16 protein-coding genes and 1 riboswitch are annotated in these 20,175 nt (G+C 71.4%); of the genes, 8 read left to right on the top strand and 8 right to left on the bottom strand.

Annotation, left to right across the window (positions count from 1 at the left end; translation table 11 throughout):
• Nucleotides 1–40: 40 nt before the first annotated feature.
• Entirely contained in the window at nucleotides 41–478 is a 438-nt protein-coding gene (locus tag ACFVYE_RS28615; protein WP_383961731.1) for an MmpS family transport accessory protein, read from the bottom strand.
• Between the two features lie 133 nt (nucleotides 479–611).
• Between ACFVYE_RS28615 and ACFVYE_RS28610 the strand changes: the two genes are divergently transcribed.
• Both ACFVYE_RS28610 and ACFVYE_RS28605 read left to right on the top strand, forming a co-directional pair.
• The gene (locus ACFVYE_RS28610; protein ID WP_389607640.1) at nucleotides 612–2,057 is read left to right on the top strand and encodes an SWIM zinc finger family protein; all 1,446 of its coding nucleotides are present in this window, start codon (nucleotides 612–614) and stop codon (nucleotides 2,055–2,057) included.
• 22 nt (nucleotides 2,058–2,079) lie between these two features.
• On the top strand, nucleotides 2,080–3,726 hold the full coding sequence (locus ACFVYE_RS28605) for a DUF5691 domain-containing protein (protein WP_389607639.1): 1,647 nt from the start codon (nucleotides 2,080–2,082) through the stop codon (nucleotides 3,724–3,726).
• Nucleotides 3,727–4,259: 533 nt separating this feature from the next.
• On the opposite strand, the gene ACFVYE_RS28600 is transcribed toward ACFVYE_RS28605, so the two are convergent.
• Nucleotides 4,260–4,673: a cobalamin B12-binding domain-containing protein gene (locus ACFVYE_RS28600; protein WP_383961722.1), complete on the bottom strand. Its 414-nt coding sequence runs from the start codon at nucleotides 4,671–4,673 to the stop codon at nucleotides 4,260–4,262.
• 437 nt (nucleotides 4,674–5,110) lie between these two features.
• Here ACFVYE_RS28600 and ACFVYE_RS28595 point away from each other — a divergent pair, with 437 nt between their 5' ends.
• Together ACFVYE_RS28595 and ACFVYE_RS28590 are read left to right on the top strand one after the other, a co-directional pair.
• Nucleotides 5,111–6,019, top strand: a complete 909-nt coding sequence (locus ACFVYE_RS28595; RefSeq protein WP_389607638.1) for an esterase/lipase family protein — start codon at nucleotides 5,111–5,113, stop codon at nucleotides 6,017–6,019.
• A 249-nt stretch (nucleotides 6,020–6,268) separates the two neighbouring features.
• Nucleotides 6,269–7,813 carry a M23 family metallopeptidase gene (locus ACFVYE_RS28590; protein WP_383974125.1) on the top strand — a complete coding sequence of 515 codons (1,545 nt, stop codon included), beginning with the start codon at nucleotides 6,269–6,271 and terminating at the stop codon, nucleotides 7,811–7,813.
• A gap of 50 nt (nucleotides 7,814–7,863) precedes the next feature.
• On the opposite strand, the gene pcrA is transcribed toward ACFVYE_RS28590, so the two are convergent.
• A complete protein-coding gene (gene pcrA / locus ACFVYE_RS28585) occupies nucleotides 7,864–10,302 on the bottom strand; it encodes a DNA helicase PcrA (RefSeq protein WP_383974128.1) in 2,439 nt (812 codons plus the stop codon).
• A gap of 258 nt (nucleotides 10,303–10,560) precedes the next feature.
• Nucleotides 10,561–10,726, top strand: a riboswitch (cyclic di-AMP (ydaO/yuaA leader).
• On the opposite strand from pcrA, the gene ACFVYE_RS28580 reads away from it, so the two are divergent.
• Entirely contained in the window at nucleotides 10,725–11,882 is a 1,158-nt protein-coding gene (locus ACFVYE_RS28580) for an NlpC/P60 family protein (RefSeq protein WP_383974130.1), read from the top strand. It overlaps the preceding riboswitch by 2 nt.
• A gap of 81 nt (nucleotides 11,883–11,963) precedes the next feature.
• Here ACFVYE_RS28580 and ACFVYE_RS28575 read toward each other — a convergent pair whose 3' ends face one another.
• Complete coding sequence (locus tag ACFVYE_RS28575) at nucleotides 11,964–12,317, bottom strand: hypothetical protein (RefSeq protein WP_383974133.1); 354 nt, start codon at nucleotides 12,315–12,317, stop codon at nucleotides 11,964–11,966.
• A 358-nt stretch (nucleotides 12,318–12,675) separates the two neighbouring features.
• Between ACFVYE_RS28575 and ACFVYE_RS28570 the strand changes: the two genes are divergently transcribed.
• Nucleotides 12,676–13,722, top strand: coding sequence for an NlpC/P60 family protein (locus ACFVYE_RS28570; RefSeq protein ID WP_383974135.1), 1,047 nt, complete (start codon nucleotides 12,676–12,678; stop codon nucleotides 13,720–13,722).
• A gap of 85 nt (nucleotides 13,723–13,807) precedes the next feature.
• Nucleotides 13,808–14,536 carry a GNAT family N-acetyltransferase gene (locus ACFVYE_RS28565; protein WP_389607643.1) on the top strand — a complete coding sequence of 243 codons (729 nt, stop codon included), beginning with the start codon at nucleotides 13,808–13,810 and terminating at the stop codon, nucleotides 14,534–14,536.
• A gap of 1 nt (nucleotide 14,537) precedes the next feature.
• Here the strand turns inward: ACFVYE_RS28565 and ACFVYE_RS28560 are convergent, their stop codons facing one another.
• The gene (locus ACFVYE_RS28560; protein WP_383974140.1) at nucleotides 14,538–15,233 is read right to left on the bottom strand and encodes a LuxR C-terminal-related transcriptional regulator; all 696 of its coding nucleotides are present in this window, start codon (nucleotides 15,231–15,233) and stop codon (nucleotides 14,538–14,540) included.
• A complete protein-coding gene (locus ACFVYE_RS28555; RefSeq protein ID WP_383974143.1) occupies nucleotides 15,217–16,515 on the bottom strand; it encodes a PspC domain-containing protein in 1,299 nt (432 codons plus the stop codon). The genes ACFVYE_RS28560 and ACFVYE_RS28555 overlap by 17 nt, the downstream gene beginning before the upstream one ends.
• A 203-nt stretch (nucleotides 16,516–16,718) precedes the next feature.
• On the opposite strand from ACFVYE_RS28555, the gene ACFVYE_RS28550 reads away from it, so the two are divergent.
• The gene (locus ACFVYE_RS28550) at nucleotides 16,719–18,056 is read left to right on the top strand and encodes a PspC domain-containing protein (RefSeq protein ID WP_389607637.1); all 1,338 of its coding nucleotides are present in this window, start codon (nucleotides 16,719–16,721) and stop codon (nucleotides 18,054–18,056) included.
• Nucleotides 18,057–18,212: 156 nt separating this feature from the next.
• Here the strand turns inward: ACFVYE_RS28550 and ACFVYE_RS28545 are convergent, their stop codons facing one another.
• Both ACFVYE_RS28545 and ACFVYE_RS28540 read right to left on the bottom strand, forming a co-directional pair.
• The gene (locus tag ACFVYE_RS28545) at nucleotides 18,213–18,731 is read right to left on the bottom strand and encodes a DoxX family protein (protein ID WP_383974149.1); all 519 of its coding nucleotides are present in this window, start codon (nucleotides 18,729–18,731) and stop codon (nucleotides 18,213–18,215) included.
• A 127-nt stretch (nucleotides 18,732–18,858) separates the two neighbouring features.
• Nucleotides 18,859–20,127, bottom strand: coding sequence for a hypothetical protein (locus tag ACFVYE_RS28540; protein ID WP_383974151.1), 1,269 nt, complete (start codon nucleotides 20,125–20,127; stop codon nucleotides 18,859–18,861).
• Nucleotides 20,128–20,175 lie beyond the last annotated feature (48 nt).

Here is a 20,175-nt window from a genome sequence, read left to right as displayed (position 1 = left end):
CCGCAGGTCGGGGCCGATTCAGTGGCTACGGGTGGAGCGTTCAGCCGGTCACCGGCGAGACCGCGACGCAGCCGCCCGCGGTGACGAGGCCCTCGCCCTTGGCCTCCTTGATGACCTTGCCCTTGTGCGTGATCGAGCAGGTGACGTCGGCCCCGTCCTCGTCCAGGGCGATCGGCATGACGGCGGGCGGCATGATCCCGCGCAGCGTGACGGTCTTACGCCACGGCAGCTTGGGGGACTTGACCGTCTCGATCTTCGGGTCCATGGCCTTGCCGCCGCCCGCGTGGAACTGGATCTCGTCCACGCTCGTGCCGGTGACCTCGTAGGTGACTTCGTACGTCTCGTCCACGGCCTTGTCCACCTGGTCGACGGTCTCGGAGCAGGCGCCGAGTCCCACGGCGAGACCGAGGACGACGGCTGCGCGGACGGCCGTCCGAACAGTGCGGACGTTACGGATGTTACGGACGGTGCGGTTCATCAGCTGATCCCCCCGGATTCAAAGGTCTGGAGTTCGCAGCGAATCGCAAAGGACGGGTAAAGTCAAGTGATACGCGTGACGGCAAATCGGCAGGTCAGGTTGATTGTCAGTGGTGCGTTCTACCGTCGTTGCCATGCTGCTATCTCACGGGGGAGAACCCTTGCGCGCCGCCGGCCCGGCGGCGCGCTGGACGGTGGAACAGGTCCTGGCCCTGGCTCCTGACGAGACGTCACGCAAGGCGGGAAGCAAGCTCGGTTCGGCCGGTCCGTGGTCGGGCGGCGGGTGCGACGGCTCGGGAGCGGTGTGGGGGCTGTGCAAGGGGAGCGGGAGCAAGCCGTATCAAACGGTGGTGGACACCGCCGGTCCTGCGTACAAATGCAGTTGTCCCAGCCGGAAGTTCCCGTGCAAGCACGCGCTGGGTCTGCTGCTGGTCTGGGTGTCCGGCGAATCGGCCCTGCCCGCCGGCGAGGTGCCGGACTGGGCCGGTGAGTGGCTGACGGGCCGTCGCAAGCGTGCGGCGGACAAGGGGGAGAAGGGCGGGCCGACGGCGGGCGGCGCCTCGGCCGCGGGCCCGGCCGACCCGGAGGCCGCCCGGCGGCGCGCCGAGCGGCGGGCCGGGCGGATCACCGGCGGTGCACTGGAGCTGGAGCAGCGGCTGACGGATCTGCTGCGCGGTGGTCTGGCTGCGGCCGATCAGTCGGGGTACGGGCTGTGGGAGGAGACGGCGGCCCGCATGGTAGATGCCCAGGCGCCCGGACTGGCCGCCCGCGTACGGGAGTTGGGCTCCATCCCGGCGTCCGGGCCTGGCTGGCCGGTGCGGCTGCTGGAGGAGTGCGCGCTGCTGCATCTGCTGGACAGCGCATGGCTGGGGATCGACCGGCTGCCGGAGCCGCTGGCGGCCACGGTCCGTTCCCGCGTGGGGCTGACCGCCCCCGCCGAGGGCCCACCGGTCCGCGACCACTGGCTGGTCCTCGCCCAGTACGACACCCCGGACGGCAAGATCGTCGCGCGCCGCATCTGGTTGTACGGGAGGGACTCCGGCCGCACGGCTCTGCTGCTCTCCTTCGGGTCGGCCGGGCGCGCCCCTGGGCCGGCACTGCCGGTGGGCGTCACGATCGACGCCGAGATCACGCCCTATCCGGGCGCCGGCCGGCTACGGGCGGAGCTGGGTGAGCAGTTCGGTGTCCCATCACCGACCGGTACGCCACCGCCGGGCGGTACGGCGGCGGCCGCGATCGGTGCGTACGCAGACGCCCTGCGGGACGATCCCTGGCTGGACGCCTGGCCGGTGACACTGCGCGATGTCATACCCGTACCGTCCGGGGACGGCTGGCAGCTGGTCGACGCGGCGGGCGATGCGGCCCTGCCCGTCGCCCCTTCGGCGCTGTCCCGGCCCGGCCTGTGGACGCTCGTCGCGCTCTCCGGCGGCTCGCCCGTCACGGTCTTCGGCGAATGCGGTCACCGCGGGTTCGACCCGCTCGCGGCCTGGTCCACGGACGCGGACACCGGAGCCTGCGGAGTCGACGGCGTCGGGATCAGCAGCGCCGACACGACGTCCGAGACCGTGCCGCTCATCTGACGTTGGATTCGAAGGGGGACCAATGCCTCGCACCGTCACACCCGCGCCCTGGGAAGAGCTCGTCACCTCGGCGCTTCTCGGCACCGACCGCCGCCCGGCCGAGGCAGGCGGCGGACCGGGCGGACTTCTGGACGCGGCGGCGCTCCACACCGTGCAACGCAGAGCGGGGCTGCTGCCCGCCTCCGCGGCCGCCCGGCCCGAGCCGGCGCCCGCCGACCCGCGGCCGCCGCTGCCCCCGGCCGCGCGGCGCAGGCTCGCCCAGCTGCTCGCGGACCGGTCGGCACCGGGCGGCTCGGGCGGCCGGCGGGGTACGGCTCCTGATCTCACGGAGCTGATCCCGCAGTGGCTGGCCACCGCCAATCAGCACGGCTACCGTGCCCCGGCCTCGCTGCTCCCGCCCCTGCTGGACGCGGCCAGGTCCCGTACCGACCTGCGGCCGCAGGCCCTGGCCTTCACCGGGCCACGCGGGCTGTGGCTGGCCGGGCTGAACCCCGAGTGGAAGTTCGCACTGCGCGGCTCGTCCGGCAGCTCGTTGCTGCCGGACGTCACGGAGCCGGAAGCGGTCGCCCGGCTGTGGGAGGAGGGCCTGTTCGCCGAACGGGTCGCCCTGCTCGGGGCCGTACGGGCTCACGATCCCGTTGAAGCGCTCGCGCTGCTCGCCACCACATGGACCACCGAGCGCGCCGAGGACCGGCTGATGTTTCTCGACTCACTGCGCACCGGACTGTCCGGAGTGGACGAGACCTTCCTGGAACAGGCACTCTCCGACCGCAGTCGCAATGTCCGCTCGACTGCTGCCGAACTGCTGTCGGCGCTGCCGGGGTCGGCGTTCGCCGAACGGATGGCGGGCCGCGCGATGTCCTGTGTGAGCCCAGACCTCACGGGCGACGAGGCCTCCGTCGCCGTGGAGGCCCCACACGAATGCGATGCGTCGATGGAGCGCGACGGCGTGGTGGCGGTGCCGCCGTCCGGGCGGGGCGAACGGTCGTGGTGGCTCGGCCAGTTGGTGGAGGCGGCCCCCCTCGCCACCTGGCCGGTGCGGTTCGGTGGCCGCGCCGCACAGGAGATCGTCGGCCTGCCGGTGGCCGACGGCTGGGCCGAGGAACTGCACGCGGCATGGTGCCGGGCAGCAGTGCGGCAGCGGGATCCGGAGTGGGCCCGCGCTCTGCTCGGCGCCCCGTCCGTCCCCCCGTCGAACGGCCCCGGTACGGCGTCGCTCGCAGAGCGGTCGAAACTGCTCGCCATACTTCCCGCAGCCGAGCGGGCCGAATGGGTGGCCGACTTCATCGCGGCGCACGGACTGTCGGAGGCCTTCCAGCTGCTGGGGGTCTGCCCGACACCCTGGGCCGAACCACTGGGCCGCTCGGTCGTCGACGCCCTGGACATCGCCCGGGACGCGGGCAGCTATCCCTGGAGTTTCAGCGGCGTGATGGGCCTCGCCGAGCGCTGTCTGAACCCTGCCGAGGCGGACCGTCTGGTGGTCCTCACCACCCCCCCGGACGAACCGGAGGACGCCTCACCGGGCGCGAACGGCTACTGGTCGGAGGCATTCCAGCGACTGGTCTCCACGCTGCGGCTGCGCTCGGCGATGGACCTGGAACTGATACCGGGCTGTGGAAGGATCGGCGGGCTCCGGCCCGAGAGGAATCGGCAGGAACCAGGCGCCTGAGCGGGAGCCGGGGTCCCGGAAGGCCGGAGCCCGAGTGGGGCCGGACGCCGAGAGCCAAGTGTCCGGCGCAGGCCGGCGGAGCCAAGTGTCCGGCCGAGGCCGGCGGCCGGCCTCGGCCACCCGGTCCCGAGTAAGCGGCACGGGCGTGCCGGGGGCCGAGAGGCCAGGAGGCCGGGGAGGCCGGAGAGGCCGGAGAGGCCGGAGAGGCCGGAGAGGCCAGGAGGGGCCCGGGAGGCTCGGAGGGGCCCGGGAGGCTCGGAGGACAAGTGTCCGGCAGGGCCCGGGGCCCGGGGCGGGGCTGGGCGGAGGTCCGGACCCAGGTGTCCGGCGGGGCCAGTGGCCGATCCCAGGTGCCCGGGCGCGGGCGCAGCTCGCAGAGTCGGCCGCAGGCAGTGACTCCGGGCAAGCAGCTCCAGGAGCTCCAGGGGCTCCAGGGGCAAGCCGCCCCGCCGGCCAACCCCGCGCAGCCGTCGCCCGGCACACCGCCGCGGGCAGACGGGCCTGTCGGCCCGCTGCCTTGCGGCGGGGGTGGGTCAGGCTTCCACGTGGTGGCGGACGTTCGCGTTGACCCAGTCGACGATCGACGCCGTCGTCGCACCCGGGGTGAAGATCTCCGCGACACCCTGGTCCTTCAGCGGTGCGATGTCCGCTTCCGGGATGATGCCGCCGCCGAAGACCTTGATGTCCTCCGCCTCACGCTCCTTCAGCAGCTCGATCACCTTGGCGAAGAGCGTGTTGTGCGCACCGGAGAGGATCGAGAGGCCGATCGCGTCGGCGTCCTCCTGGATCGCGGTGTCCACGATCTGCTCGGGCGTCTGGTGGAGCCCGGTGTAGATGACCTCCATACCGGCGTCGCGCAGCGCACGCGCGATCACCTTGGCCCCGCGATCATGGCCGTCCAGGCCCGGCTTGGCCACCACCACACGGATCGGACCGGTCACACCCATCACTGCCTCCACATGCGTCTCCCGTGCCTGAAGGGCCGGGGATGTGAACGAACGTTATCGACAGCATCCCGCAACCCGCCGTTTCGCGGTGGACGGGGAGGGGGAAATCACACGTGGGACATGTTCACCGGGCGCCGTTCCCGCTTGACGCGGCACACCTGCCGTGCGGGACCGGCCGCCAGGGGAGCCGCCAAGAGGTCGCCGTACCACCGCGCCGCCAGCCGCGCGGCACGGTGGTACGGGCCGCCGGGCCCATCGTCATCGGGACCGTCGGCCGATCGTTCGCCGGTCACCACCGGTGAGCAGTGGCCTGCGAATCGGAGCCGAACCCCGGCCGGACGGCCGGGGTTCGGCCGCCCGTACCTCCGCAACGGCACCCCATGAGGGCATACGGGGACCGGAGCCGCCACCCCGCGTGCCGAAGCAGGAGGTCGGCCATGAAGGTCCTGCCTTTCCTTCCCCTATTGCTGCGCCGGCCGTGTCTGTGCTGCGCCCGGCTGTCATCCGCGCTGCTCAAGGCCACCGCACTCGAACTGGTGGTGCTCGCCGGGCATGTACTCCTCTACCCCACCGGCATCGCCGGGGAGCGGCGGCCCCCGCAGCGCCCGGCAGAACCGGGCACCACACCCCCCACCGCCCCGGCCGGAGCCTCCGCTCTCCTCGCCGAGGGCGGCGAGCGGCCGCCCGTCGTGCTCCTGCACGGCTTCATCGACAACCGCTCGGTCTTCGTCCTGCTCCGCCGCTCCCTCGCCCGGCACGGCTGGCGCCATCTGGAGTCGCTCAACTACTCGCCGCTGACCTGTGACATCCGTACGGCGGCCGAGTTGCTCGGCCGGCACGTCGAGGAGATCTGTGCCCGCACCGGACACCACCAGGTCGACATCGTCGGGCACAGCCTCGGCGGCCTGATCGCCCGCTATTACGTACAGCGGCTGGGCGGTGACCAGCGGGTCCGCACCCTGGTCACCCTCGGCACACCGCACGGGGGCACGTCCGTCGCCCCACTGGCCAGTGCTCACCCCATCGTGCGCCAGATGCGTGCGGGCTCCGCGCCGATCGAGGAACTGCGCAGGCCGGCGCCCGGCTGCCGCACCCGGTTCGTGAGCTTCTGGAGCGAGCTGGACCGGGTGATCGTCCCAGCCGAGGCGGCCTGCATCGACCATCCGGATCTCGACGCGCTGAACGTACGCGTCAGCGGTATCGGCCATCTCGCGCTCCCGGTGCATCCCACCGTCGCCGCCGCGGTCCGGCAGGCGCTGGAATCCCGCGAAACGGCGATCGAAGCCACAGGACCCGCAGGAGCCACAGGAACCACCGGAACAACAGGGGCCGCTTCGGTGGCTTGACCGGACCGGCCCGGCCTCATCACACCCCGCCGGAGGCCCCAAAAATAGAACGCGTTTCGAACATAGAGCCAAGGCTGTGTGGACAGTCCGTCGAAAGACGGCCGATTGCCCGTTTCCTGAGCCGCCCGAGCCTGCCGAAGATTGTCGACGTCACGTACCGCCGGGTACAGTCGCGGCCACTGCTCCCCCTGGGATCCCTCCGCCGGACCCCAGACCACAGGTCCTGCTGCCGAGGCGAGAGAGAAGTTGGTGAACGACCAGCACCCCCACGCCGGGTACGCCGGATACGACAGCCAAGCCACCGGCAGCTTCGACAGCGACCCGCTCTTCGGCTCCCTTCCCGGCAGCTACGACGGCACGTACGGCAGCGGCTACGACACCGGCCAGGCCGGGTACAGCGGCCAGTACGACTCCACGCAGTGGGACACGGGCGCACACGCCACCACCTCGTACGACGCTTACGCCCCGTACGCAGCGGAGCCCCAGCAGCAATACGCCGCAGGCCCCACGTACGACACCACAGCCACCTGGACGCCCGGAGCCGACTACGGCACGGCAGCGACCACGGCCGCCACTGCCACAACTACCGCCGTCTTCGCCGAAATTCCGGCACAGGGCGGCACCCCGGACGCCACGGGCCAGTGGGACACCAACGGCTGGTACCAGACCGGCCAGTGGGCGACGACCGACACGGCCGCGTACGACACCGGCGCGTACGACGCCACCGCCTGGAACACCGGCGCCACGCCCGAGCAGGAACAGCGGACCGCGCAAACCGCGCAGATGTTGCACGAGGCACCGGCGACACACGAGGCATACGAAGCACAAGAGGCGCACGAGGCGCAGCAGTCGTACGAGTCCTATGCCGACCAGGACTCCTTCGACCCGTACGAGCCCCAGCACACCGCCGAGTTCAGCCTCCCGGAGACGGGGCCGGAGGCTGACTTCGACACCGACGTGAGCGCAGCCGCCGCCGACGACACGGCCGACGCCGCGCCCGACACCCACCGCCCCATCGGCCGCCCCGCCACCCGCAGTGGTGGCGGCAGTCGCAGTCGGCGGCGTTCCCCCGCAAAGCGTTCCGCTCTCCTCACCGTCGCCGTTCCCTCCGCCTGCGTGATGAGCGTGGCCGGTATCGCCGCGGCTTCCGTCAGCGGACTGGGCGGCGAGGACAAGAAGGACGACAACACCACGACGATGGCGGCTGCCGACCCCGGCTCCGTCAAGCCGGTCGCCGCCAACAACAAGCTGGACACCCAGCTCGCCAACCTCAGCGCCGACGCGGAGAACTTCGCCGACCGCGCCAGCCGTACCCAGGAACGCATCGACCTGAGGGAGCGGCAGGCCGCCGAGAAGAAGAAGCGCGAGGAAGAGGCCGCCCGCAAGGAGGCGCTGCGCCCCAAATTCCTCCTGCCGGTCGCGCAGCACGGCCTCAGCGCGTACTTCGGCCAGGCGGGCGTCAACTGGATGTCCGTGCACACGGGCATCGACTTCCCCGTCTCGTACGGCACTCCCGTGATGGCCGCGACCGACGGCACCGTACGCACCCAGTGGAACAGCGCCTACGGGAACATGGCCATCGTCACCATGGCCGACGGCACCGAGACCTGGTACTGCCACCTCAGCAGCACCAAGATCCGCTCCGGCCCGGTGAAGGCCGGCGATGTCATCGCCTACTCCGGGAATTCAGGGAACTCCACCGGTCCGCACCTGCACTTCGAGGTACGGCCCGGGGGCGGAGCGGCAATAGACCCGCTGCCCTGGCTCCGCAGCCACGGCGTCGACCCGACCTGAGCCACCCGGCGGCCGGTGCATCTGCCCCGGCCGCCTGCCCGGCTACCGGACTACAGCTTCTCGACCGGCGCGTAGCGCAGCAGCAGCTTCTTCGGCCGCTCGTCCCCGAAGTCGACCGTCGCCTTCGCCTGGTCGCCGACGCCCTCGACCGCCGTGACCGTGCCGAGCCCGAACTGGTCGTGCGTGACCCGGTCCCCGACCACCAGCGTGACCGTCGGCCTGTCCGAGGTGCGCCGCGTCGCGAAGCCCGAGGGGCCCGACCGGGCGCGCGACGAGGACAGCGACGAAGTGATCCCCGACGTCGGTCCGGCCGGGGCCGCCATCGGCCCGGTCCGCTTCCACTCCAGGTGCTGGTCCGGGATCTCCTCCAGGAACCGCGACGGCGGATTGTACGAGGGCTGCCCCCACGCACTGCGCATCGCCGCCCGGGTCAGATAGAGCCGCTCGCGGGCCCGGGTGATCCCGACGTACGCGAGCCGCCGCTCCTCCTCCAGCTCCTTCACCTGTCCCAGCGCGCGCATGTGCGGGAAGACGCCGTCCTCCATGCCGGTCAGGAAGACCACCGGGAATTCGAGGCCCTTCGCGGTGTGCAGCGTCATCAGCGTGATGACACCGGAGCCGTCCTCGTCCTCGTCGGGGATCTGGTCGGAGTCGGCGACGAGCGCGACCTTCTCCAGGAATTCGGCGAGCGTGCCCGCACCTTCCTCTTCCCCCCGCTCCTGCTCGAATTCGAGGGCGACAGCGGCGAGTTCCTGAAGGTTCTCGATGCGGGTCTCGTCCTGCGGGTCGGTGGATGCCTGAAGCTCGGCGAGGTAGCCGGTGCGCTCCAGCACTGCCTCCAGAACCACCGCCGGGCCCGCACCGGACTCGACGATCGTGCGCAGCTCCTCCATCAGCGTGTTGAACCGCTTGACGGCGTTGGCCGACCGGGCCGCCATGCCGTACGCCTCGTCGACCCGGCGCAGCGCCTGCGGGAAGGTGATCTTCTCGCGCATGGAGAGCGCGTCGATCATCGCCTCGGCACGGTCGCCGATGCCGCGCTTGGGCACATTGAGGATGCGGCGCAGCGGGACGGTGTCCTCGGGGTTGGCGAGGACCCGGAGGTAGGCCAGGACGTCCCGGACCTCCTTGCGCTCGTAGAAGCGCACGCCGCCGACGACCTTGTACGGCAGTCCGACGCGGATGAAGATCTCTTCGAAGACACGGGACTGCGCGTTCGTACGGTAGAAGATCGCGACGTCGCCCGCCTTGGCATCGCCCGCGTCGGTCAGCCGGTCGATCTCGTCGGCGACGAACTGCGCCTCGTCGTGCTCGGTGTCGGCGACATAGCCGGTGATCCGGGCGCCCGTGCCGGCGTTCGTCCAGAGGTTCTTGGGGCGGCGGCTCTCGTTGCGCTCGATGACCGCGTTGGCGGCGGACAGGATCGTCTGCGTGGAGCGGTAGTTCTGCTCCAGGAGGATCGTGGTCGCGTTCGGGTAGTCCTCCTCGAACTGGAGGATGTTGCGGATGGTCGCGCCGCGGAAGGCGTAGATCGACTGGTCCGCGTCACCGACGACGCACAGCTCGGCGGGGGCGTCGCCCTCGCCGGCCGGGCCGACCAGTTCGCGCACGAGGGTGTACTGGGCGTGGTTGGTGTCCTGGTACTCGTCGACCAGGACGTGCCGGAAGCGGCGGCGGTAGTGCTCGGCGACGTCGGGGAAGGCCTGGAGCAGATGGACCGTCGTCATGATGATGTCGTCGAAGTCCAGCGCGTTGGCCTCGCGCAGCCGGGACTGGTACATCGCGTAGGCCTGGGCGAGGGTCTTCTCGAAGCCGTCCGCGGCCTGACCGGCGAAGGTCTCCTCGTCGATCAGCTCGTTCTTCAGGTTGGAGACCTTGGCCGTGAACGCCTTCGGCGGGAAGCGCTTCGGGTCGAGGTCGAGATCGCGGCAGACCAGGGCCATCAGGCGCTTGGAGTCGGCGGCGTCGTAGATCGAGAACGACGAGGTGAAGCCGAGCTTCTTCGACTCGCGGCGCAGGATGCGTACGCACGCGCTGTGGAAGGTCATGACCCACATGGCGTTGGCGCGCGGTCCGACGAGTTGCTCGACGCGCTCCTTCATCTCGCCCGCGGCCTTGTTGGTGAAGGTGATCGCCAGGATCTGGCCGGGGTGCACCCCGCGCTCGGCGAGGAGGTGGGCGATCCGGTGGGTCAGCACCCGGGTCTTTCCGGAGCCCGCCCCGGCGACGATGAGCAGCGGGGAGCCCGCGTGGACCACGGCGGCGCGCTGCTCGGTGTTCAGCCCGTCGAGGAGCGCCGCGGAGTCGATGACGGGGCGGTGCGCGCCGTCGCGGTAATACGCGTCCCTGGGCGGCGGGGACCCGTCGAATACGCCCGCGAAGAGGTCCTCCGGCACCGCTTCGGGTGCGGAGTCCTCGGGGGGCGGCGGGGGCTCTTCCTCCGAGTGCTGGAGGCCGGCCAGGAAGCTGTCGTCAAAGAGGCTGCTCATCGCTTGTCGAGTCTAGGCCGCCGCAACGACACACGACGGCCGCATGGCGAACCGCACCCGACGGCCGGGCACACAAAGACAGCGGGCACCCACGCCGCGTAAGGGAATACGGGCCGTCGTCGGCCCTCGCGACCCCCACTTCATCAAGGTCACGAAAATGTATCGGGCATATCGAACATCGACCTTCACAGCAGCACCACGGGTTGGCTAGCGTGCTCGACCGGGCGGCCCGTACCCCCTGAGGCGAGCCACGCCGAGCGGGCGCCCGCGCCGAATCCGGCCTGCCCTCACGGGAGTTCGGAACCGGGGACCCACACGCAGCACCGGGGTGAATCGGTCCTTATCCCCCACTCGGACCGTAGGGCAGCCTTCCGTTCCGCCCGAACCCGACAGCTAACCCGGTAGGCGGTCCACGGAAGGAGATGCCGGCCTTGGCGTCGCATCGCAAACCGCGCACCCGGGTGCGCACCACCACACCGGCCGTAGGGCTCACCACGGCGGCTCTGGCGTCCGTGACCCTGCTCTCCACACAGAGCGCCACGGCCGCCCCCGCCCCGAAGCCCAGCATCGAGGACGTCCAGAAGAAGGTCGACGACCTCTACCGGCAGGCGGGCACCGCGACCCAGCAGTACAACCAGGCAAAGGAAAACTCCGCCACCCAGCGCGCCAAGGTCGACGCCCTGCTGGAGGACGTGGCGAAGCGCGCCGACAAGCTCAACGACGCCCGCAGGACGCTCGGCGCCTACGCGGCCGCGCAGTACCGCACCGGCTCCATCGCACCGAGCGCCACCTTCTTCCTGGCAGACGACCCGCAGTCGTACTTCGACCAGAGCCAGCTGATGAGCCGGATGACCGGTCAGCAGCAGAAGGCGGTCACGGACTTCCGTACGCAGCAGGCCAAGGCGTCGAAGAAGCGTGCCGAAGCGGTGCAGAGCCTGGAGACGCTGACCTCGACACAGACCACGCTGCGCACCAGCAAGGAGAACGTCCAGAAGAAGCTGGGCGACGCGCGCGCGATGCTGTCGAAGCTGACTGCCGAGGAGAAGGCGCGGCTCGCGGCGCTGGAGCGCAAGAAGGAGGCGGAGGCCAAGCGCAAGGCGGAGGAGCTGGCGCAGCAGCAGGCCGCCGCCAGGGCCGAGGCGGACCGCAAGGCCGCGGAGGCCGCGAAGGAGGCGGAATCCGGCAGCGGTACGGGCACGGGCACCGGAACCGGCTCGGGCAGCAGCGCCACCACCAAGGCGGAGAAGGCCCTCGCCTTCGCCGCGGCCCAGATCGGCAAGCCGTACGTATGGGGCGCGACGGGCCCGTCCTCGTACGACTGCTCCGGGCTCACCCAGGCCGCCTGGAAGGCCGCGGGCGTCGACCTCCCGCGCACCACCTGGGACCAGGTGGAGACAGGCACCCGGATCGCGACGGCGGATCTGCAGCCGGGCGACCTCGTCTTCTTCTACGACGACATCAGCCACGTCGGCATCTACAAGGGCGACGGAATGATGATCCACGCGCCGAAGCCGGGGGCGAATGTGCGCGAGGAGTCGATCTACTACATGCCGATCTACGGCAGCGTGCGACCGTCGTAGCGGCTCACGCCCTTGCGTCTTCAGCTGCCGGACGGGCTTGGATTCCACGCCCGTCCGGCAGCGTGGGCGGCACGGGCCGGCTCAGGTCCAGAGCGTGGCGATGAAGATGTTGGCGAGCGTCAGCCCGCCCACCGCCGCGAAGGCGCCCTTGTCGACCTTCTCCTCGTCCCGCTTGACGTAGACGAGCGCGAGGATCACGACCAGGAGCAGCAGCTTGACCCCGATCTTGATGTTGTTCACGTGGTGGTCGTCGGCCTCGTTGAGCCCGACCAGCGCGACACCGGTGACCAGCATCGTCAGTGCGCCGTGCAGCATCGCCGGGACGAACCGGGCCGTGCCCGCGCCCATCGCCTTCATCTGGGTCAGGAAACCGCCCAGCAGCGAGGCGATACCGATGATGTGCAGGGCGACGAAGACATTGATGAGTACGTCCATGGGTCCGCAGCCTAGCCCCGGCCATATCACCACTCCGCAGGCAGGTGCGACTTCCTGTCGCTTCACTCACACCTGCACCAATTGCCTGACTCTGGTGCAATTTTTCCGATCAATCGGCGACAGCGCCGCGCCAAATTCGGGCAATAGGCTTCATTACGACTCTTCCCCGTGCCCCGGGTTTAGCGTCCCTACCCAGGTGACCGGCTTCACCGCCGCTCCGCACCCGGACGGCGAACCGGTCACCCCGCCGAGAAATCCGGCGGCGGGCCGCTCCCCCTGTTGGTGACCCGCCGCCGGACCTCGGGCGGGCCCGCCGGTAGTCCCCGACGGGCAGTCGCCAGGAAGGACGCACGCCCCCGTGGCAGCGCACCGGAAACCCAAGCAGCGCCCGTACACCGGCTCTGCTGCCCGCACCGCAGCCACCCTCGCCATCGCCGGGGCCGCCACCGCTGCCGCTCTGCCAGGCTCCGCACACGCCGATCCCCAGCTCACCCCGGCCCAGATCAAGGCGGAGGTGGACCGGCTGTACCACGACGCGGAAGTCGCCACCGAGCAGTACAACGGCGCCAAGGAGAAGGCGACCGCCGCCGCCGGTGCCGTCGACACCCTGCGCGACGAGGCGGCCCGCAGGACCGAGCGCCTCAACGCCTCGCGCAACGCACTGGGTTCACTCGCCGCCGCGCAGTACCGCACCGGCGACCTGGACCCGGCCGTACAGCTGGCGCTCTCCTCCGACCCCGACCAGTACCTGGAGCGCGCGTCGTACGTGGACCGGATCGGCGACCGCCAGGCCGCCGAGGTCGACGGGGTGGAGCGGCAGGTCGCCCGGATCGCTCAGCTGCGCTCGCAGGCCAAGGGAAAGCTGGCTGCGCTGGCATCCCGTCAGGCCGAGCTGAAGAAGCACAAGGCGACGATCAGGACCAGACTGGCCGACGCGCAGCGGCTCCTCGCCACCCTGTCCCCGGCCGAGCGCGCCGCCTACGAGAGCTCGGACAGCGCGCGCTCCGCCGACCGTGCCGACCGCAGCACCGCACGCGGTCCCGTCCAGGCTCCCAACGCCCGTGCCGCCGAGGCCATCGCGTTCGCGTACGGGGCGCTCGGAAAGCCGTACGTCTGGGGCGCGACCGGCCCGTCCTCGTTCGACTGCTCCGGGCTCACCCAGGCCGCCTGGCGCTCCGCCGGTGTCTCGCTCCCCCGGACCACGTACACCCAGATCAACGCCGGACAGCACATCTCGCGCTCCGAACTCGCCCCGGGCGACCTGGTGTTCTTCTACTCCGGCGTCAGCCACGTCGGGCTCTACATCGGCAACGGCCAGATGATCCACGCCCCGCGCCCGGGAGCGCCGGTCCGGATCGCACCGATCGACCAGATGCCCTTCGCCGGAGCGACCCGGGTGGCATAGGCTCCCGATTTCTGATCAACCGGCCGGAGGACAAACGCACATGCCCATGGACCTCGATGTCTAGACCCATGCCCGTACGCTCGCCCTGCGCTCCCCCGACCATCTCCGGGTCGGCCCCTTCACCGTGCGGTACAACCCGAACTGGTCGATCAAGTACGCCAATTACGCGATACCCGACCGGGACGCCGAGCCGACGGCGGAGGACCTCGACGCCCTGATCGCGGCGTTCCGAGAGTACGACCGGATGCCGCGGCTGGAGTTTCTGCCCGGCTGGGCACCCGCGGTCGAACCCGCGCTGCTCGCCGCCGGGTTCACCGTCGAGAACCGGGCCCCGATCCTGGCCTGTGCCCCGGGCGACCTGCTGCCGCCGAAGCCGGTGGACTCCCTCGCGATCGCCGAACCGGTCACCGACGCGGAGTTCGACGCCGCCGCGCTCGTCCAGCACCACGGATACGGCGGGACGGGCGAGCCCGAGGGCGGCGAGGCTGCCTGGCTGCGCGCGGCGGCCGGGGGCGGCGGGGTCGCGGGCCTCGCCACGGTCGACGGCGTCCCGGCGGGCGCGGGCGGCTGCTCGGTCCCGGTCGACGGCCTCACCGAACTGGCCGGCCTCGCCGTCGCCGGTACCTTCCGCCGCCGCGGCATCGGCGCCGCGCTGAGTGCCCACCTGACCGCGACCGCCTTCGAGCGGGGTTGCCGGGTGGTGTGGCTGGAGCCGGCCGACGCGGATGTGGAGCGGATCTACGCGGGGATCGGCTACCGCCGGGTCGGCGAGAAGCTGAACATCTCGCTCGGCCCCGACCCAGCGGCCGGCTGACTCAGACCAGCCGCCGCGCCGTCGCCCACCGGGTCAGCTCGTGCCGGTTCGAGAGCTGGAGCTTCCGCAGCACCGCCGAGACATGCGACTCGACCGTCTTCACCGAGATGAACAGCTGCTTGGCGATCTCCTTGTACGCGTAGCCGCGGGCGATCAGCCGCAGCACCTCGCGCTCGCGCTGCGTCAGCCGGTCCAGGTCCTCGTCGACCGGCGGCGCGTCCGTGGAGGCGAAGGCGTCGAGGACGAAGCCGGCCAGCCGGGGCGAGAACACCGCGTCGCCGTCCTGGACCCGGAAGACCGAGTCGACCAGGTCGGTGCCGGTGATGGTCTTCGTGACATAGCCGCGGGCGCCGCCGCGGATGACGCCGATGACGTCCTCGGCGGCGTCCGAGACGGACAGTGCCAAGAACCGCACCGGGTTCTCGGCGGCGCCCATCAGCGGGGCGCAGCGGCGCAGCACCTCGACGCCGCCGCCGCCGGGCAGATGGACGTCGAGGAGGACGACCTCGGGGCGGGTCGCCGTGATGACCGTGACCGCCTGGTCGACGTCGGCGGCCTCGCCGACCACCTCGACGCCCGTCTCCTCGGTGCGGCCGATCTCGGCCTGGACACCCGTGCGGAACATCCGGTGGTCGTCGACGAGCACGACCCGTACCCGGCGCTCCGGGCCCCCTGCCGCCTCAGTGGTCTCCGTCATCGCTCGCCCTCTCCATCTCCAGCTCGACTTCCGTGCCCCCGCCGGGCACCGAACGCAGCCGCGCCGTACCGCCGTTGCGCTGCATCCGGCCGATGATTGATTCTCGTACGCCCATTCTGTCCCCCGGTACGGAATCCAGATCGAATCCCGGGCCCCGGTCGCGTACCGAGACGAAGACCGTGCGGCCCTCGACCTCGGCGTAGACCTGCACGGCGCCGCCCTCGCCACCGTACTTGGCGGCGTTGACCATCGCCTCGCGTGCGGCCTGCATCTGCGCGGCCAGTTTCTCGTCCAGCGGGCAGTCGCCGACTACGACGACCTCCAGCGGAACACCGTGCTTGTCCTCGACCTCGGCGGCGGCGCGCTTGACCGCCTCGGCGAGGGTCTCGGGTTCGTCGTCCTCGTCCTTGCCGGTGCCCTCGGGGTTGTACAGCCAGTTGCGCAGTTCGCGTTCCTGGGCGCGGGCCAGTCTGCGGACCTCGCCCGCGTCCTCCGCGTTGCGCTGGATCAGGGTGAGGGTGTGCAGCACCGAGTCATGGACATGGGCGGCGACCTCGGCGCGCTCCTGGGCCCTGATGCGCATCGTGCGCTCCTCGGAGAGGTCCTGGGTCATGCGTACGAGGTAGGGGCCGGCCAGCAGCGCGATGCCGGTGAGGACGGCGATCGCGGCGGTCAGGACGTTGCCGAGCTGGGCCGCGGAGCCGCGTACCACCATGAAGACGGCCAGGCCCAGGCCGACCAGGGCGACCCCGGCAAGCCCCCGGGCCAGATGCAGGACCCGGCGGCGGCTGCCGACCTCCATCCAGCGGGCGCGCCGGGCGTTGTCGGCCTGCCGCCACACCAGTACGGAACCTGCGCCGATCAGCAGCGTGGGCCAGATGTAGCGGTCGGCCTTGCTGCCCATGTCGACATTGCCGACGAAGACGATGGCGCCGATGAACAGCGCGATGAGGGCGAAGACCTGGCCCTTGTCGGGTTTGCGGAGCCTGCGTCTGCCGTCCGGGGCGGTCTCGAAGACGGAGCGCGGTGCCTCCACACCACCGACACCGAGCGGGACGACGATCCAGAACACCGCGTAGAGCAGCGCGCCGAGGCCGTCCGCGAAGAACAGGCCGAGGAAGACGAACCGTACCCAGGCGACGGGCAGCCCGAGATGCCCGGCGAGACCGCGCGCGACGCCGCCGAGCAGCCGTCCGTCGGCGCTGCGGTACAGCTTGCGCAGCGACGGCTCCTCCGGGTCGGCGTTGAGAGAGCTTGTGGCTCGGGGCGTGGCGGCTGGCATGACCCGATCGTCACATGTCCGTACGGGCGACGGCATCAGGGTCCGCCCCCGACTCGACCCTGAGAGTGCGTGGGGGCGCCTCCCGCAGGAGCAGCCGGGCCGGTACCGGATTGCCTCCCCCAGGGGACCGCCGGGCCAATATCAGGGTTCGGCCAGGGTCGGTGCGGGTCCCGGACGGGCGCCCGGCCCGTCACCATGGAGCCATGACCGTTCCCCAGGACGCCTCCCCCGGTGTCGCACCACCCCCCGGACCGGGACCGCAGCTGCGGCGCAGCCCGCGGCACAAAGTCGTGGCCGGGGTGTGCGGCGGGCTCGGCCGGTACTGCGACGTCGATCCGGTGATCTTCCGGATCGTGCTCGGTGTGCTGTCCGTCACCGGCGGCCTCGGACTGATCTTCTACGGCTTCGCCTGGCTGCTGATCCCTCTGGAGGGCGAGGAGGAGAACGAGGCGCGCCGGCTGCTGTCCGGCCGCGTCGAGGGTGCGTCGCTGATCGCGGTGCTGCTCGCGCTGATCGGCTGCGGGCTGTTCCTCTCCATGCTGGGCAACGGCGGCACGCTGGCGTTCTCCGCGATGCTGTCGCTCGCGGTCGTCGGTTTCGCCGTGTGGACGCAGAACCGCAGGACGGCGGCGCCCGAGGACCCGCTGCATCCGGCGACCGCGCAGGCGGTGGCGGACGCGCCGCCCGAGGTGAAGGCTCCGCCGACGCCGGGCAGCCCGTCGTGGTGGCGGGATCCGATCATCAAGGACGGCACCTCGGGTCCGGTGGGCCCCGGCTATCTGTGGGGTCCGGCCGATGCGGCGCTCGACGGCAGGGCGGTACGCCCCCGGGGGGCGACGCCCCAGGACCCGTTCCGCGCGCCCCCGCAGGAGGCCGGCACCCGGGGCCCGACCTCGATCGGCGGTCTCGTGTTCCTGTTCGCACTGATCGCGGGCGGTCTGGGCACGGGGCTGAGCTGGGACTCCCAGCCGTTCGGCACGAGTCTGCAGATCGGTCTGGCCGGTGCGCTCGCGGTGTTCGGGCTCGGGATGCTGGTCAGTGCGTTCCTCGGGCGGACCGGGTTCGGCACGGTCATGCTGTCGATGATCACGGCGGCCCTGCTGGCGGGTGCGTCCGCGCTGCCGAAGGACATCACCACCCAGTGGGTGCGCGAGGGCTGGCAGCCGGCCTCGGTGGCGGCGGTGCGGCCGCACTACGAACTGGGCTCCGGGGTGGCACGGCTGGACCTCACCGAGATCACGGTCCCCCGGGGCGAAACCGTCCGTACAGGGGTGAACGTCGGGGCGGGCCGCGCGGTCGTCGTCGTACCGAAGGCGGTGACGGTGAAGGTGGACGCGCGGGCGGCCCTCGGTGACATCACACTGCCGGTCAGCCGGACGGGCGATGCGCCGGAGGACCGGCAGAGTGATGTGGACGTGAATCCGTCGCAGCAGGAGCGCAGGACGCTTCCGCCGCCCCCGGGCAGCAAACCGGCCGGCACGGTCGAGCTCACTCTCGAAGTCGGCATCGGACAGGTGGAGGTCACCCGTGCTGCGTCATGAGATCCGTCCGGGGAGGGCGGTGGCGGGCCTGGTCATGCTCGCTCTGGCAGCGGGATACGTGGCGGACGCCGCGGGGGTCTGGGACGCCCCGTGGGTCTTCTTCTTCCCGCTGTTCTTCGGCGGCCTCTGGCTCGCCGCCACCGCGACCTGGGTGAACTACATGATCCGTCGCCGTCGTGACGCGAGAAGGGCGTCCACGGAGAACGCCGCGGCACCGCCGAGCAGCAGCGGCAGCCAGGCCATGAGGTAGGCCAGGTCGTTGCCGAAGTAGTACGGCTTGACCTGCCAGCTCACGGTCAGCCACAGGCTCAGCGAGATCAGCGCGCCGCCGAGCGCGGCGAGCCGTGCCCACAGCCCGATGAGGGTGCCGATGCCGACGGCGAGTTCACCGATGGCGATGGCGTACCCGAAGGCGCCGGGGCTCTTCAGCGCGAGGTCGACGAGGGCCGGGATCGCGGACGAGTCGCGTACCGCGTGCATCGTCTCGCCGATGGAGCCGGCGCCGCTCGCGCGGAAGAAGGAGCTGTCCGTCAGTTTGTCGAGCCCGGCGTAGATGAAGGTGACACCGAGAAAGATCCGCAGCGGCAGCAGAGCATGCTCCCGCGCCAGCTCCTTGAGCCCTCTCGGCTCACCCAGACCGCGTACGTTCGTGCCGTAACTCTGAATGTCCTGCATGTGGCTGCCCCACCTTCCGTAGACCCGTCAACAGACCATACGTACGCGGTGGACGTCCGGCTCACCCGGTGAGGCGTCCGGACGGCGGGTATCCGTCACCCCGCGGCGGGGGGACGGGCTGCGGAAGTCAGTCCGTCACATCGATCTCGACCCGGTTCGTCTCCACCCCGGCAGCGGTCACGACCTGTACCTCCACCAGCCCCGGTTCCACCTCCACCGGTACGGGCACGGTGAGCACGTTGTCGGTCGGGTTGGCGAAGCCGCCGGTCACCGGGATCAGCGGCACATGTACATGGACCCGGCCGATCCGGACGACCATGCGGGCCAGCCGGTCCGGCGCCCCGGCACCGGGCGGCACGAAGCCCGCACCACGGATCTCGATGTCGTCGCCGGTACGGATCGGCGCGTCCAGATCCCCGGCCTCCCGGGCCCGGACCACCGAGAGCACCACAGGGCGCCCGCCCTCCGCGTACTTCCCGGCGAAGTACGCGAGCGCCGAGACGGTGACCAGCAGCGCCAGACCCCAGGGCAGGTCGGGCAGTTGCTCGGGCCTGCGGGCGAGGCGGACCGCGGCGAACAGTACGGCGACGGTGCTCACCAGCACGTACTGCACATCCGTGAAGCTGCCCCGCCCGGAGTCGTCGGTGAGCAGATCGGCGGCGCGCGGCCGGTCGGCCCGCAGCTTCTGCAGCCGCCCGGACAGCGCCCGCACGGTCACCACCCGGCGCACGACCACTGCGACAGCGCACACCAGCGCAAGCACGGTCACCACCCCGGCGCCCCTGGCCAGATCCAGCCCCTCGATCAGTTCGTCGCGCTCGGCGTGGCCGGAGGCGCCCGCCAGCTGGAGGGCCAGCACGAGTACGGAGAAGACAGCGAGCAGCACCCAGGACGCGGCGACCGCCCGGGAGGTGGAGAGCCGGTTGTCCTCGCCGATCACCGGGGCGAGCAGGCCGCCGCGGGCCCGGTGGACATGGGCAGCGCCGGTGAGCAGTCCCGCGGTGACGAGTCCGGCGACCAGTCCGGCCGTACGGGCGTTGGTCCAGCCCGCACCGATAGCGGTGGCGGCCTCGGCGACGGCCAGCACGGCGACGCTCCCCCACACCGCGACCAGGGTGCGCCGCCACACCCGGTACAGCCAGGCGTCGCCCGCCTCCAGGCCCCGTTCGGCGACGGTCCTGGCGGACTGGGTCAGCTCGTCCGAGACCCACTGGCGGGTCGCGGAGGCGGACTGGGCGACCCCGGGCGGCAGCCCCTGACCTGCGGCGAGTTCGTCCCGCTTGGCCAGGAAGGCGGCCACCGCACGCCGGTGGCCTTCGCGCGCCCCGTGCGGGCAGCCGCCGCACGTGCAGCCGCCGCCGTGCGTGCTGCTCGCCCTCGCCTCGTCCAACGCCACGGAGAACGCCGCCCTTTCAAGCCCCGGTCCAGCCAACTCGGCTGCGAT

Source organism: Streptomyces sp. NPDC058239 (assembly GCF_042882185.1).
GTDB lineage: Bacteria > Actinomycetota > Actinomycetes > Streptomycetales > Streptomycetaceae > Streptomyces.
This window is presented reverse-complemented; position numbering and strand designations above follow the sequence as displayed.

Bases quoted from the DNA above. Each gene is read 5' to 3' on its own strand.
- ACFVYE_RS28615 (WP_383961731.1), bottom strand. From the start codon at position 478: ATGAACCGCACCGTCCGTAACATCCGTAACGTCCGCACTGTTCGGACG.
- ACFVYE_RS28610 (WP_389607640.1), top strand. From the start codon at position 612: ATGCTGCTATCTCACGGGGGAGAACCCTTGCGCGCCGCCGGCCCGGCG.
- ACFVYE_RS28605 (WP_389607639.1), top strand. From the start codon at position 2,080: ATGCCTCGCACCGTCACACCCGCGCCCTGGGAAGAGCTCGTCACCTCG.
- ACFVYE_RS28600 (WP_383961722.1), bottom strand. From the start codon at position 4,673: ATGGGTGTGACCGGTCCGATCCGTGTGGTGGTGGCCAAGCCGGGCCTG.
- ACFVYE_RS28595 (WP_389607638.1), top strand. From the start codon at position 5,111: ATGAAGGTCCTGCCTTTCCTTCCCCTATTGCTGCGCCGGCCGTGTCTG.
- pcrA (WP_383974128.1), bottom strand. From the start codon at position 10,302: ATGAGCAGCCTCTTTGACGACAGCTTCCTGGCCGGCCTCCAGCACTCG.
- ACFVYE_RS28580 (WP_383974130.1), top strand. From the start codon at position 10,725: ATGCCGGCCTTGGCGTCGCATCGCAAACCGCGCACCCGGGTGCGCACC.
- ACFVYE_RS28575 (WP_383974133.1), bottom strand. From the start codon at position 12,317: ATGGACGTACTCATCAATGTCTTCGTCGCCCTGCACATCATCGGTATC.
- ACFVYE_RS28560 (WP_383974140.1), bottom strand. From the start codon at position 15,233: ATGACGGAGACCACTGAGGCGGCAGGGGGCCCGGAGCGCCGGGTACGG.
- ACFVYE_RS28555 (WP_383974143.1), bottom strand. From the start codon at position 16,515: ATGCCAGCCGCCACGCCCCGAGCCACAAGCTCTCTCAACGCCGACCCG.
- ACFVYE_RS28550 (WP_389607637.1), top strand. From the start codon at position 16,719: ATGACCGTTCCCCAGGACGCCTCCCCCGGTGTCGCACCACCCCCCGGA.
- ACFVYE_RS28545 (WP_383974149.1), bottom strand. From the start codon at position 18,731: ATGCAGGACATTCAGAGTTACGGCACGAACGTACGCGGTCTGGGTGAG.